Origin of the sequence: Pseudomonas sp. NFACC45 (assembly GCF_900113505.1) — a bacterium.
GTDB lineage: Bacteria > Pseudomonadota > Gammaproteobacteria > Pseudomonadales > Pseudomonadaceae > Aquipseudomonas > Aquipseudomonas tehranensis.
Map to the genome: position 1 here is coordinate 1 of NZ_FOPO01000001.1, position 13,331 is coordinate 13,331.

Annotated in this window: 12 protein-coding genes; 9 read left to right on the forward strand and 3 right to left on the reverse strand. The window is 60.8% G+C overall.

Features of this window, described 5'->3' with window-relative positions; genetic code table 11:
• Window positions 1-579 precede the first annotated feature (579 nt).
• Complete coding sequence (locus BM132_RS00010) at window positions 580-2,073, reverse strand: CoA-acylating methylmalonate-semialdehyde dehydrogenase (protein ID WP_092452118.1); 1,494 nt, start codon at window positions 2,071-2,073, stop codon at window positions 580-582.
• Window positions 2,074-2,145: 72 nt separating this feature from the next.
• The gene (locus BM132_RS00015) at window positions 2,146-3,495 is read right to left on the reverse strand and encodes an omega-aminotransferase AptA (RefSeq protein WP_092452121.1); all 1,350 of its coding nucleotides are present in this window, start codon (window positions 3,493-3,495) and stop codon (window positions 2,146-2,148) included.
• A 122-nt stretch (window positions 3,496-3,617) separates the two neighbouring features.
• Here BM132_RS00015 and BM132_RS00020 point away from each other — a divergent pair, with 122 nt between their 5' ends.
• The 6 genes from BM132_RS00020 to BM132_RS00045 all read left to right on the forward strand — a co-directional run bounded on the left by BM132_RS00020 (window position 3,618) and on the right by BM132_RS00045 (window position 10,027).
• Entirely contained in the window at window positions 3,618-4,538 is a 921-nt protein-coding gene (locus BM132_RS00020) for a LysR family transcriptional regulator (protein WP_092395976.1), read from the forward strand.
• 115 nt (window positions 4,539-4,653) lie between these two features.
• Window positions 4,654-5,304, forward strand: coding sequence for a TetR/AcrR family transcriptional regulator (locus BM132_RS00025; protein WP_092395974.1), 651 nt, complete (start codon window positions 4,654-4,656; stop codon window positions 5,302-5,304).
• A 7-nt stretch (window positions 5,305-5,311) separates the two neighbouring features.
• Window positions 5,312-5,893 carry an IMPACT family protein gene (locus tag BM132_RS00030; protein ID WP_092452124.1) on the forward strand — a complete coding sequence of 194 codons (582 nt, stop codon included), beginning with the start codon at window positions 5,312-5,314 and terminating at the stop codon, window positions 5,891-5,893.
• A gap of 537 nt (window positions 5,894-6,430) precedes the next feature.
• Window positions 6,431-7,984 (forward strand): ABC transporter ATP-binding protein, encoded by a 1,554-nt coding sequence (locus BM132_RS00035; protein ID WP_092395972.1) that lies wholly within the window; start codon window positions 6,431-6,433, stop codon window positions 7,982-7,984.
• Window positions 7,985-7,994: 10 nt separating this feature from the next.
• Window positions 7,995-9,101, forward strand: a complete 1,107-nt coding sequence (locus BM132_RS00040) for an ABC transporter permease (protein WP_092452127.1) — start codon at window positions 7,995-7,997, stop codon at window positions 9,099-9,101.
• Window positions 9,101-10,027 (forward strand): ABC transporter permease, encoded by a 927-nt coding sequence (locus BM132_RS00045; RefSeq protein ID WP_092395968.1) that lies wholly within the window; start codon window positions 9,101-9,103, stop codon window positions 10,025-10,027. Before BM132_RS00040 ends, BM132_RS00045 begins: the two co-directional genes overlap by 1 nt.
• A 78-nt stretch (window positions 10,028-10,105) precedes the next feature.
• Here the strand turns inward: BM132_RS00045 and BM132_RS00050 are convergent, their stop codons facing one another.
• Entirely contained in the window at window positions 10,106-10,534 is a 429-nt protein-coding gene (locus BM132_RS00050) for a hypothetical protein (RefSeq protein ID WP_092452130.1), read from the reverse strand.
• Between the two features lie 81 nt (window positions 10,535-10,615).
• On the opposite strand from BM132_RS00050, the gene BM132_RS00055 reads away from it, so the two are divergent.
• From BM132_RS00055 to BM132_RS00065, 3 genes are all read left to right on the forward strand, one after another.
• Complete coding sequence (locus tag BM132_RS00055; RefSeq protein ID WP_092395964.1) at window positions 10,616-10,966, forward strand: MerR family transcriptional regulator; 351 nt, start codon at window positions 10,616-10,618, stop codon at window positions 10,964-10,966.
• Window positions 10,967-10,991: 25 nt separating this feature from the next.
• Window positions 10,992-11,678: an SDR family oxidoreductase gene (locus BM132_RS00060; RefSeq protein ID WP_092395962.1), complete on the forward strand. Its 687-nt coding sequence runs from the start codon at window positions 10,992-10,994 to the stop codon at window positions 11,676-11,678.
• 249 nt (window positions 11,679-11,927) lie between these two features.
• Entirely contained in the window at window positions 11,928-13,286 is a 1,359-nt protein-coding gene (locus tag BM132_RS00065) for an 8-oxoguanine deaminase (protein ID WP_092452133.1), read from the forward strand.
• The last annotated feature ends 45 nt before the right edge of the window (window positions 13,287-13,331 follow it).

The window sequence follows — 13,331 nt, forward strand, 5'->3', positions numbered from 1 at the left end:
TTTGATTTCTCGCGGAGTAACTTGTGATGCTGATAATCTGTTGACTAGCAGTCTGACTCCACAAGCACCCACACGAATTGCTTGATTCAGTTGTTAAAGAGCGGTGGGTTGAGCCTTTCGTCTCAACCGAGGCGCGCATTCTACAGCGCCCGGTGTATCTGTCAAGCGGTTATTTTAAGAAGTTTTCAAAGTTTTGCTTTCCAAAACATCAACAACTTCAACCACTTGCGCTTCCGATCTCTCGTTAGCGGGAGGCGAATTCTACAGCGTTACTCGCTGCTGTCAACACCTCTTTTTGACCGCTTTCGATCGAGAAGATCGAATCGTTAACGGAGCCAGGAAAACCGCCCCACCAACTGCTCCCCAAGCTTCGATGACCTGAAGCCCTACACCCTCGAAACCTACTCAACTCATTGAAACTCAAGGAGTTTTCCGTTTCGACTGCGCCGGAAGTGGGGCGAATTATAGACGTCTAGGATTTGCCGTCAACACCTATTTTCATATTTCTGTCACAACAGTCAAAAGCCCCCACAAACACAGCGGCCGGCGTCCAAAGACACCGGCCTCTTCATCTATTGCTTACAAGCTCGGGAAGGCGAACTGTGACGCCTCGTGGCTGGCACGCTGCGGCCAGCGCTGAGTAATGGCCTTGCGACGAGTATAGAAACGTACCCCGTCCGGGCCGTAGGCATGCAGGTCGCCGAACAGCGAACGCTTCCACCCACCGAAGCTGTGATAGGCCACGGGCACCGGCAACGGTACGTTGACACCTACCATGCCGACTTCGATTTCATCGCAGAACAACCGCGCCGCCTCACCATCACGGGTAAAGATGCATGTGCCGTTGCCATACTCGTGATCGTTGATCAGTTGCATTGCTTCTTCCAGGCTGTTGACCCGGACGATGCACAGCACCGGCCCGAAAATCTCTTCTTTATAGATGCGCATCTCAGGCGTCACGCGATCAAACAGGCAGCCGCCCAGGAAGAAACCCTCCTCATGCCCGGCCACGCTCAAACCGCGACCATCGACAATCAGCGACGCACCCGCCGATACGCCATCTTCTATATAGCCGCTGACCTTGTCGCGATGCTGACCGGTTACCAATGGCCCCATGTCCAGTCCGCACGACGTACCCGCGCCGATTTTCAGCGACTGGATCTGCGGCACCAGCTTGGCCACCAGCGCATCCGCCACCTGATCGCCGACACACACCGCCACCGAGATCGCCATGCAGCGTTCGCCACACGAACCGTAGGCCGCCCCCATCAACGCACTGACGGCGTTATCCAGATCTGCATCCGGCATCAATACCGCGTGGTTCTTAGCACCACCCAGTGCCTGGACGCGTTTTCCGCGCCGAGTACCTTCGGCATAGATGTATTCGGCAATCGGCGTGGAGCCGACAAAACTCAGCGCCTTCACCTCCGGCGCTTCGATCAGCGCATCCACTGCGGCTTTGTCGCCATGCACCACGCTCAACACGCCTTTGGGCAACCCGGCTTCCAGAAGCAATTGGGCGATCAGCAACGTCGAACTCGGGTCACGCTCGGACGGCTTGAGGATGAAGCAGTTGCCACAAACGATCGCCAGCGGGTACATCCACAGCGGCACCATCGCCGGGAAGTTGAATGGCGTGATGCCCGCCACCACGCCCAAGGGCTGGAAGTCTGACCACGCGTCGATGTTCGGTCCTACATTACGGCTGTATTCGCCCTTCAGAATCTCCGGTGCCGCACAGGCGAATTCGACGTTCTCGATGCCGCGCTTAAGCTCTCCAGCCGCGTCTTCCAGCGTCTTGCCGTGCTCTTCGCTGATCAACTGGGCGATGCGCGACTCGTTCTGCTCCAACAACTGCTTGAACCGGAACATGACCTGCGCTCGCTTGGCCGCCGGTGTGTTGCGCCAGGCAGGGAAAGCCGCCTTGGCGGCGTCGATAGCCTGCTGGATCGTCGCACGATCAGCCAGTGGCACCTTATGAATCGCCTGGCCGGTCGAGGGGTTGTACACGTCGGCGGTACGAGCGCTGTCGCTCAACAGTTCGCCATTGATCAAATGCGCAATGAGGCTCATGGGGACTCCAGAATGTTATCCACAGGCACCCGCTGCCGGACGCCCGTATTGAAAGCTGTATAGAAGGACGCGTCAGTCGAGTTTGTTCAGCACTTCACCGACCGCATCGAACAAGCGATCCAGATCCTGTGGCTTGCTGTTGAACGTTGGCCCGAATTGCAGGGTGTCTCCGCCGAAACGCACGTAGAACCCCTTTTTCCACAACGCCATGCCGGCCTCGAACGGACGTACGATCGCGTCGCCATCGCGGGGGGCAATCTGGATTGCCCCGGCCAGGCCATAGTTGCGGATGTCGATGATGTTCTTCGCGCCCTTCAGGCCATGCAAGGCATTCTCGAAATGCGGAGCCACCTCGGCGACGCTCTGCACCAGGTTTTCCTTTTGCAGCAGATCCAGCGCCGCCAGGCCCGCTGCACACGCCACCGGGTGCGCCGAATAGGTGTAGCCATGGGGAAATTCCACGGCGTACTCCGGCGTCGGCTGGTTCATGAACGTCTGGTAGATCTCGGAGCTGGCGATCACCGCGCCCATGGGGATCGCGCCATTGGTGACCTGTTTGGCAATGCACATGAGATCCGGGGTCACGCCGAAACTATCGGCACCGAACATCGAACCGGTGCGGCCGAACCCAGTGATGACCTCGTCGAACACCAACAGAATGCTGTGCTGGTCGCAGATTTCCCGCAGGCGCTTGAGATAACCCTCCGGCGGCACCAGCACGCCAGCGGAACCGGCCATTGGTTCGACGAACACCGCGGCGATATTGGAGGCATCGTGCAGCTCGATCAGCTTCAACAGCTCATCGGCCAAGGCGATACCACCCTCTTTCGGCATGCCACGGGAATAGGCATTGCTCGCCAGCAAAGTGTGGGGCAAGTGATCGACGTCCATCATCGCCTGGCCGAACAACTTGCGGTTACCGCTGACGCCGCCAAGGCTGGTGCCGGCGATGTTCACGCCGTGGTAACCACGCGCACGGCCGATCATCTTGGTCTTGGTCGCCTGGCCCTTGAGACGCCAGTAGGCGCGGACCATCTTCACCGCGGTATCGGCGCACTCGGAGCCGGAGTCGGTGAAGAACACATGGTTGAGGTTGCCCGGTGTCAGGCTGGTGATTTTTTCCGCCAACTGAAACGACAGCGGATGGCCGTACTGGAAGCCTGGCGAGTAGTCGAGCGTGCCCAACTGCTTGGCGACCGCTTCCTGGATTTCCTTGCGGGTATGCCCGGCGCCGCACGTCCACAGGCCCGATAGCGAGTCGTACACCTTGCGCCCTTTGTCATCCACCAGCCAACTGCCTTCGGCGGCGACGATCAGACGCGGATCGCGCTGGAAGTTGCGGTTGGCGGTGTAAGGCATCCAGTGGGCATCAAGCTTGAGCTGGCTGGCCAGGGAACCGGCAGCATGTTCGGGCATGTTCATCGACAAAACCTCGCAGGAGAGAAGCGACAAGGATCGAAAGGCGTTCTTGCAGCTAACTTGCCACGGCGATAAAGTCGATGAAATCCAACTTTTCTAACCTTCAGTCAGCGGATCACTAAACTATGAGCGCGCGTCGTCCCGATCCGCTGGCCCAGGTCAGCGACTTTGATATTCGTCTGTTGCGCATTTTTCGCAGCGTGGTGGAGTGCGGTGGATTCTCCGCAGCGGAGACGGTGCTTGGAATCGGCCGCTCCGCCATCAGCCAACAGATGAGCGACCTTGAACAGCGCCTTGGCCTACGGCTGTGTCAGCGCGGGCGGGCGGGCTTTTCCCTGACGGAGGAAGGCCGCGAGGTGTATCAGTCGGCATTGCAACTGTTAAGTGCGCTGGAAAGTTTTCGCACCGAAGTCAACGGCCTGCATCAGCACCTGCGCGGTGAGTTGATCATCGGTCTGACCGACAATCTCGTCACCCTGCCCCATATGCGCATCACCCATGCCCTGGCCCAATTGAAGGAACGCGGACCTGATGTGCAGATACAGATTCGCATGATCGCCCCCAACGAGGTCGAACAAGGCGTACTCGACGGTCGATTGCATGTCGGAGTGGTGCCCCAGGCCAGCGCTCTTTCCGGGCTGGAGTATCAACCGCTCTACAGCGAACGCTCGCTGTTGTATTGCGCGGTCGGGCATCCGTTGTTTTATGTGGATGACCAACAACTGGACGACGCTCGCCTCAACAGCCAGGATGCCATCGCACCGACTTTCCGCTTGCCCGCCGAGATCCAGGCCCACTACCAGGCACTCAATTGCACTGCCAGTGCATCGGATCGCGAAGGCATGGCGTTCCTGATTCTTACCGGGCGCTACATCGGTTACCTGCCGGATCATTACGCCAACCTGTGGGTCCAGCAGGGACGGTTGCGCGCCCTCAAGCCCACGGCCCGTTTCTATGATTTGAGCCTGGCGTCTGTCACGCGCAAGGGGCGTCGACCTCATCTGGTGCTGGAGAGTTTTCTCCAGAGCCTGGCGGCAACTCGCTAACGCCCGCTCCCACAGGTGTTTAGTCAGGCTTTATATAGCAGAGGCACTTGTCGGATCGCTGCCGGTGCGCTATCAACGCATTTGCTTGCCCCACAGACCCAGCCCGGAACCGCCCATGACCTTCGAAGTCCCTGCCCACGGTGGCAAGCCCACCAGCCGCATTCGTCAAAAAAACGAAGAGACCATCCTCAAGGCCGCCGAAGATGAATTCGCCCGCCACGGGTTCAAAGGCACCAGCATGAATGCCATTGCCTTGAAGGCCGGGCTGCCCAAGGCGAACCTGCATTATTACTTCACCAACAAGCTTGGGTTGTACGTGGCGGTGCTGAGCAACATCATCGAGTTGTGGGACAGCACCTTTAATACCCTCACCGCAGAGGATGATCCGGGCGAAGCCCTGACCCGCTACATCCGCGCCAAAATGGAGTTTTCCCGCCGCCACCCGCAAGCATCCCGGCTTTTCGCCATGGAAGTGATCAGCGGCGGTGAATGCCTGACTGAATATTTCAACCAGGATTATCGCACCTGGTTCAACGGCCGCGCGGCGGTGTTCCAAGCCTGGATCGATGCCGGCAAGATGGACCCGATCGACCCCGTGCACCTGATCTTTCTGTTGTGGGGAAGTACTCAGCATTACGCCGACTTCGCCACCCAGATCTGCCGCGTGACCGGTCGTAGCAAGTTGACCAAGCAGGACATGATCGATGCCGGTGACAACCTGATCCGCATCATTCTCAAGGGCTGCGGCCTGAAACCAACCTTTTAAGATCCTCATGCCTTTTACCCTCACCGGCTTTTGTGAATACCGCGAAGAGATTCGCAAAAGCCGCTTCATCACCCTTGCCGCCCCTATCACCAGCCCCGCCGACGCCGTGGCCTTCATAGAACAGCACAGCGATCTGAACGCCACACACAACTGCTGGGCCTGGAAACTCGGCGACCAATACCGCAGCAACGACGACGGCGAACCGGGTGGCACCGCCGGGCGGCCGATCCTGGCGGCCATCGAAGCCCAGGCTTGCGATCAGGTCGTGGTGCTGGTGATCCGTTGGTACGGCGGAATTCAGTTGGGTACCGGAGGATTGGCCCGGGCCTATGGCGGGGGCGCGAACAAATGCCTGCATAACGCCGAGAAAGTTGAATTGATCAGCCGCGTGGCACTGCGCTGCACCTGCGGTTTCGCGGAGCTGGCCTTGGTGAAACTGCGGGTCGCCGAGTGCGGCGGGCTGGTGAACACAGAAAGCTTTACAGCCAATGGCGTGGACTTGCAGGTGGCCGTGGGTGAAGCACAGATCGAAACATTGCAGAAGCAATTGGCCGACCTGAGCCGTGGACGGATTCTGCTGGCCCGGTGAGCGCGAAGGGTACTGCGACTTTTCGGGGCAACACCCCTCGTCCGACTTGCCCACATCCACTGTGCACCCGACTGTGGATAACCTGAGCACATCCCGCTGTAACCCTTCTGTCATGCGGCTTTGCGACCGCTGTTCGTTTTTTGATCAAAGCACTGCTTTTGGTACGAATTCGTCAGAAAAACAAATGCTTGCGGCGTTTTATCACCTTTAGAAGAAAGCCAGGCGCTGGTTATGCCTGACCCTCAGGCTTGCGCACAATAACTGTGGAACATCCTGTGGATAACCCGTTCATGGCTGACGCTGCCCCATGAAAAGCATGGCTCGCAGCCGCCTGGTCATTTTTTAACCACCCGTTTCGGGGCACAAACAACCCCCGGTTCACCCCGCTCGCCCCATTGCGGTGCCTATCGACAACGCAAGTCCCGGCGTGCACGCCAAGCCAACAGCCAAAACCGGCGGCTCGCTGACATTTCCTGACCTACTGGCCAGGAAATTGCTTTATCCACAGGCATTCATGTCCCCCGACCCGAGCCTGTCATGTCCGACCCCGATTCCATCCCGCGCCTGCAATTGCGCAAGATCAGCAAACGCTACCCTGGTTGCCTGGCCAATGACGCCATCGACCTGAGTATCCAACCCGGCGAGATCCACGCGCTGCTCGGCGAAAACGGCGCTGGCAAAAGCACCCTGATGAAGATTATCTACGGCGTTACCCAAGCCGATTCGGGCGAGGTGATCTGGCAAGGCCAACGGGTCGACCTGCGCAACCCGGCCCAGGCCCGCAGCCTGGGCATCGGTATGGTGTTCCAGCATTTCTCGCTGTTTGAAACCCTTACCGTGGCGCAGAACATCGCCCTGGCCATGGGCGCGGCAGCCGGCACACCGGCGCAACTGGAACCGCGAATCCGCGAAGTTTCCCGACGCTACGGCATGGCCCTGGAGCCGCAGCGGCTGGTCCACAGCCTGTCGATTGGCGAGCGCCAACGGGTGGAGATCATTCGCTGCTTGATGCAGGACATCCGTCTGCTGATTCTCGATGAACCCACCTCGGTGCTGACGCCCCAGGAAGCCGACGAACTGTTCGTGACCCTGCGGCGCCTGGCGAGCGAGGGCTGCAGCATTTTGTTCATCAGCCACAAGTTGGGCGAGGTCCGCGCGTTGTGCCACAGCGCGACAGTGCTGCGCGGCGGACGGGTGTCAGGGCATTGCACACCAGCGCAGTGCTCGGACCGCGAATTGGCGCAGTTGATGGTCGGCGAGGCGGCCGGACTGATCGCGGACTATCCCAAGGTCAGCGCAGACAAAGCGTTCCTTGAGATCCACAAACTGTCATGGCCAAACCCGGACCCGTTCGGCTGCTCATTGCGGGATATAGACCTTGAGGTACGCAGCGGCGAAATCGTCGGTATCGCCGGAGTGGCAGGTAATGGACAGGACGAGTGGTTGGCATTACTCAGCGGTGAAACGCAACTGCCCCGCCACAAAGGCGAGACGATCCGGTTCGACGGGCAACCTGTGGCACATCTGCGTCCCGATGCCCGACGCCGCCTCGGGTTGGCATTTGTTCCAGCCGAACGCCTGGGCCATGGCGCCGTGCCGCAATTGAGCCTGGCGGATAACACCCTGCTCAGCGCCTTCCAACAAGGACTGATCAGTTGCGGCCTGATTCAACGGCGCAAGGTCGAGCACCTGGCCGAGGAGATTATCCGTCGTTTTGGGGTGAAGACGCCCGACACCAGAACCCCGGCGCGCAGCCTCTCAGGGGGCAACCTGCAAAAATTCATCCTCGGGCGGGAAATCCTTCAACAGCCCAGGCTGCTGGTGGCGGCGCATCCGACCTGGGGCGTAGACGTCGGCGCGGCGGCGACCATCCACAGGGCACTGATTGCCTTGCGCGATGCGGGTGCTGCCATCCTGGTGATCTCCGAAGACCTCGACGAACTGTTCCAGATCAGCGACCGCCTCGGCGCTTTGTGTGGCGGGCGCTTGTCCGCCTTGAGGCCCACTGTCCAAACCCGGCTAAGCGACGTCGGCGGCTGGATGGCCGGCCAGTTCGACGCCCCTCCATCCCCTGATCCTGCGACGGTCTAACGGAGTTTTTATGCTGCTGTCTCTTGAACCCCGCGGCCAACAATCGCGCCTGATGCTCTGGTGCTCGCCGCTGCTGGCCGCCGTATTGACCCTGGGCTGTGGCTCGCTGCTGTTCGCCGTCCTGGGGCATGATCCGTTGCAAACCTTGTACACCTTGTTGATCGCACCGATCAGCGATCTATACGGCGTGTCCGAATGGCTGGTCAAAGCCTTGCCGATCCTGCTCTGTGCCCTCGGCCTGGCGGTGGCCTACCAGGCACGAATCTGGAACATTGGCGCCGAGGGACAATTGTTATTGGGCGCCCTGGCCGGCAGCGCTGTCGCGGTGAACATCATCGACATGCAAAGCCGTTGGGCAGTGGTGCTGATTCTGCTGACCGGCACCCTCGCCGGTGCCGCCTGGGCCGGGCTCACGGCGTGGCTACGCACGCGCTTCAATGCCAATGAAATCCTCACCAGCATCATGCTCAATTACATCGCGCTTAACCTGCTGCTGTTCTGCGTGCACGGGCCGCTGAAAGACCCGGCCGGGTTCAACTTTCCGGAGTCGGCGATGTTCGGCGATGCCAGTCGCCTGCCATTGCTGGTGGAAGACGGGCGGCTTCATGCCGGGTTGTATTTCGCCCTGCTGGCACTGGTGGCGGTCTGGGTGTTGCTGCAGAAAAGTTTTGTCGGGTTTCAGATCAAAGTGTTGGGCCTGGACGCTAGGGCCGCCGGTTTCGCCGGTTTTCGCCAAAAGCCGCTGGTGTGGCTGGCGCTGTTGATCAGCGGCGCACTGGCCGGGCTCGCCGGTGTCTGCGAAGTGACCGGGCCAATCGGCCAACTGGTGCCGCAGGTGTCGCCGGGCTACGGCTATGCGGCGATTACCGTGGCGTTCCTGGGGCGTCTGAATCCCATCGGCATTCTGTTCGCCAGCCTGTTGATGGCCCTGTTGTACATCGGCGGCGAAAGCGCGCAGATGTCGCTGAACCTTCCCCAGGCGATCACCCAACTGTTCCAGGGCATGATGCTGTTTTTCCTGTTGGCCTGCGACGTACTGATCCTGTATCGGCCGCGCCTTAACCTGCGCTGGGCCCGGCGCACCCGGACCACCGCCATACAGGCAGGAGCGCTGTGATGGATATCGACCTGTTGAGCAATATTTTCTACGCCATGATCCGTTGCGGCACACCGTTGCTGCTGGTGGCCCTGGGTGAGCTGATCTGCGAGAAAAGTGGTGTTTTGAACCTGGGCCAGGAAGGCATGATGCTGTTCGGCGCGGTGATCGGTTTTATCGTCGCGTTCAACAGCGGCAACCTGTGGCTTGGCGTGCTGCTGGCGATGGCCGCCGGGATGCTGTTGTCGGCGCTGTTCGCGTTGGTAGCGCTGGTGTTCAACGCCAATCAGGTGGCCACCGGATTGGCGTTGACGATTTTCGGCGTGGGGCTGTCGAGTTTTGTCGGGGCGGCCTGGGTCGGCAAGCCGCTGGCGGGGTTCGAGCCGCTGGCGATTCCCTACTTGAGTGACATCCCGTTGATCGGGCGGATGCTGTTTGCCCAGGATCTGCTGGTGTACCTGTCTTTTGCACTGTTCGCCCTGGTGGCCTGGGTGATTGTGAAAAGTCGCGTCGGGCTGATCATCCAGGCGGTGGGGGAAAATCCCGATGCCGCCAGTGCCATGGGCCTGCCGGTGTTGCGGGTGCGGACCCTGGCGGTGCTGTTCGGCGGCGCCATGGCCGGGCTGGCGGGTGCCTATCTGTCGCTAGCCTACACGCCGATGTGGGCCGAAAACATGAGCGCCGGGCGCGGCTGGATCGCCCTGGCGCTGGTGGTATTTGCCAGTTGGCGAGTGTGGCGCCTGCTGCTGGGCGCCTACCTGTTCGGCCTCGCCAGCATCCTGCATCTGGTGGCCCAGGGCTTGGGGCTGGCGATTCCATCGAGCTTGCTGGCGATGCTGCCGTATGCCGCGACCATCGTGGTGCTGGTGTTGCTGTCCCGGGATGCCGTACGCACGCGGTTGTATGCGCCGGTGTCGCTGGGGCAGCCTTGGCAGGCGGGGCATTGAGAGACACCGCGGCACGCCTATCGCGAGCAGGCTCGCTCCCACATTTGTGATCGGGTGAAACCTGAGCTCAGGTTCGACTCAGACCCCTTGTGGGAGCGAGCCTGCTCGCGATGAGGCCCGAACCGGCAACACCTGTACCAAGCCCCACGCCAACTCGAAAAATAGGAAAACCCACAACACCGCATTGGCCCCATGAAGCAATGCATACAGCATCCAGGCCGCAAACAAAAACCGCCCCGCCGCGTCATAACGCCCATACAGCGGCTGCGGATCCCGAATCCGCAGCACCGACCACACGCAAACAATCGAGCCCAGCAGATTTGCCATCAGCACATGCGCCGGCGCAAACGGCGGCAGTTCTCCAGGCAGGTCAAATAGCTGAGTCATACTCATCAACACACCATGCAACGCCGCAAAGCTCCACGGCGTGGCCAACACGGCCGACACGATAAGGTCGTACCAGGCGCTGCCGCGCACCACCCGGCGATATTGCATCAAAGTCCACATACACCTTGCTCCAGATAATTGGGAAGCAAAGAGGCTAAAGCCTGGGGTATGCTCCAAGGTCAAGCCCTCCGGAGACCCACCATGCGCATCGGTGAACTCGCCCAAGCCTGTGCCGTCAGTCGTGACACGCTGCGCTTCTACGAGCAGCGTGGCCTGATCGCGGCGCAGCGCAGCGCCAATGGCTATCGCCACTACCCCGCCGACATGGTGCAACTGGTGCTCTATATCAAGACCGCCCAGCGCCTGGGTTTTACCCTCGGCGAGATCGGTAACAGCGTCGCCGCCCTGTGGCACACACCGGACCCGGACCGCGCCGTGACGCAATTGCTGCAAGACAAACTGAACCTGATCGAAACCCGCATGACCGAACTCGACGCGTTGCGTCATGAGCTGAAACAACGGCTCGGGCAACGTTGTCCATTAAATCCGTGACCTTTTTTCATCAAGGATGCTCCTCATGAATTCGGCAAAAAACGCATTGATCATTGGCGCTTCCCGGGGCCTGGGCCTCGGTCTGGTGAAGACGCTGCTGAGCGATGGCTGGAGCGTGACCGCCACCGTGCGCAACCCGCAGAACGCCGAGGCGTTGAAGGCGCTTGGGCCGGTGCGGATCGAAAAGCTCGACATGGACGACCAGCAAGCCGTCATCGCCCTGAGCCAGCAGCTCAAGGGCGAAACCTTCGACCTGTTGTTCGTCAATGCCGGTGTCAAAGGCCCGGACAACCAGAGCCCGGGCGGCGCGACGCTGGCGGAAGTCGGCCAGTTGTTCTTCACCAATGCCGTGGCGCCGATCAACCTGGCCCAGCGCTTCGTCGGCCAGATCCGCGACGGCAGCGGCGTGCTGGCGTTCATGAGCTCGGTGCTGGGCAGCGTGACCATGCCCGACGCGCCGGAACTGGCGCTGTACAAGGCCAGCAAGGCGGCGCTCAACTCCATGACCAACAGCTTCGTCAGCCAACTGGGCGAGCAGACATTGACGGTTCTGTCGCTGCACCCGGGCTGGGTGAAGACGGACATGGGTGGCGAAGGGGCGGACATTGATGTCCAGACCAGCACCCGAGGCCTGATTGATCAGGTCAATGCCTTTGCCGGCAAGGGTGGGCATCATTTCGTCAACTACAAGGGCGAGACGATTCCCTGGTAACCCAAGCCTTCCCCCTATGGGAGCGAGCCTGCTCGCGATTGCGGTCTAACATTCACCATGATGTCGACTGACACACCGCTATCGCGAGCAGGCTCGCTCCCACATTTGAGCCTCAGCGAACTCTGGAAATGTGCCAGGCAACCTGAGTAAACTCAGCACCTCGCCCTACCCAACGGGCGACCCTGGATCAGCAGACAGGGCATCACTGAGCTGGCTAACCTGAACCCACTTTCAGAGGAGCCGGCTACCATGCCTGCGACCCGTACCTGGTTAAAAAATCCCCTCGCCATCTTCACGGCCAACAACCTCGATGCCCGTGGCGGTCTTGTCCTGCAAAACGGCGTGATCGTCGAATTGCTGAGCGCCGGCCAACAACCCACCCAGCCCTGTGACACGGTCTTCGACGCAGGCGAACATGTGATCCTGCCGGGGCTGATCAACACCCATCATCATTTCTACCAGACCCTGACTCGCGCCTGGGCGCCGGTGGTGAACCAGCCCCTGTTCCCGTGGCTGAAAACCCTCTACCCGGTATGGGCGCGGTTGACGCCGGAAAAGCTCGCCCTGGCGAGCAAAGTGGCGCTGGCCGAATTGTTGCTTTCAGGCTGCACCACTGCGGCCGATCACCACTATCTGTTTCCCGAGGGCCTGGAAAATGCCATCGATGTGCAGGTGCAAAGTGTCCGTGAGCTGGGCCTGCGCGCGATGCTGACCCGCGGCTCCATGAGCCTGGGCGAGGCCGACGGAGGCTTGCCGCCGCAACAGACTGTGCAGCAAGGTCAAGTGATCCTCGAGGACAGCCAACGGTTGATCAGCCAATACCATGAGCGCGGCGACGGTGCGCAAATCCAGATTGCCCTGGCGCCTTGTTCACCGTTTTCGGTCACGCCTGAAATCATGCGCGCCAGCGCCGAGCTGGCGGAGAAACTCGACGTACGCCTGCACACTCACCTGGCCGAAACCCTCGACGAAGAGGACTTCTGCCTGCAACGCTTCGGCCTGCGCACCGTGGACTACCTGGACAGCGTCGGCTGGCTCGGCCCGCGCACCTGGCTGGCCCACGGCATTCATTTCAATCCTGAGGAAATCACCCGTCTCGGCGCCGCCGGCACCGGCATATGCCATTGCCCGAGCTCCAACATGCGCCTGGCCTCGGGCATCTGCCCGACCCTGGAACTCACCGCCGCCGGCGCACCGCTGGGCCTGGGTGTGGACGGCTCGGCGTCCAACGATGCGTCGAACATGATCCTGGAAACCCGCCAGGCGTTGTACATCCAGCGCCTGCGTTATGGCGCGCAGGCGATCACCCCGCAACGCGTGTTGGGCTGGGCGACGCGCGGCTCGGCACAACTGCTGGGGCGCAGCGATATCGGTGAGCTGGCGGTGGGCAAGCAGGCTGACCTGGCGTTGTTCAAGCTCGACGAACTGCGCTTCTCCGGCAGTCACGATCCGGTCTCGGCCCTGCTGCTGTGCGGCGCGGACCGGGCGGACCGGGTGATGGTCGCAGGGCAGTGGCGGGTCACCGACGGGCAGATCGAGGGGTTGGACCTGAAGGGGTTGATTGCTGATCACAGCCAGGCAGCGCGGGAGTTGATCGCCGGCGCCTGATCCACCCAAACCAATGTGGGAGCGAGCCTGCTCGCGATGACGGCT

Coding starts and splice junctions, on each gene's coding strand:
- BM132_RS00010 (WP_092452118.1), bottom strand. CDS start 2,073: ATGAGCCTCATTGCGCATTTGATCAATGGCGAACTGTTGAGCGACAGC.
- BM132_RS00015 (WP_092452121.1), bottom strand. CDS start 3,495: ATGAACATGCCCGAACATGCTGCCGGTTCCCTGGCCAGCCAGCTCAAG.
- BM132_RS00020 (WP_092395976.1), top strand. CDS start 3,618: ATGAGCGCGCGTCGTCCCGATCCGCTGGCCCAGGTCAGCGACTTTGAT.
- BM132_RS00025 (WP_092395974.1), top strand. CDS start 4,654: ATGACCTTCGAAGTCCCTGCCCACGGTGGCAAGCCCACCAGCCGCATT.
- BM132_RS00030 (WP_092452124.1), top strand. CDS start 5,312: ATGCCTTTTACCCTCACCGGCTTTTGTGAATACCGCGAAGAGATTCGC.
- BM132_RS00035 (WP_092395972.1), top strand. CDS start 6,431: ATGTCCGACCCCGATTCCATCCCGCGCCTGCAATTGCGCAAGATCAGC.
- BM132_RS00040 (WP_092452127.1), top strand. CDS start 7,995: ATGCTGCTGTCTCTTGAACCCCGCGGCCAACAATCGCGCCTGATGCTC.
- BM132_RS00045 (WP_092395968.1), top strand. CDS start 9,101: ATGGATATCGACCTGTTGAGCAATATTTTCTACGCCATGATCCGTTGC.
- BM132_RS00050 (WP_092452130.1), bottom strand. CDS start 10,534: ATGTGGACTTTGATGCAATATCGCCGGGTGGTGCGCGGCAGCGCCTGG.
- BM132_RS00055 (WP_092395964.1), top strand. CDS start 10,616: ATGCGCATCGGTGAACTCGCCCAAGCCTGTGCCGTCAGTCGTGACACG.
- BM132_RS00060 (WP_092395962.1), top strand. CDS start 10,992: ATGAATTCGGCAAAAAACGCATTGATCATTGGCGCTTCCCGGGGCCTG.
- BM132_RS00065 (WP_092452133.1), top strand. CDS start 11,928: ATGCCTGCGACCCGTACCTGGTTAAAAAATCCCCTCGCCATCTTCACG.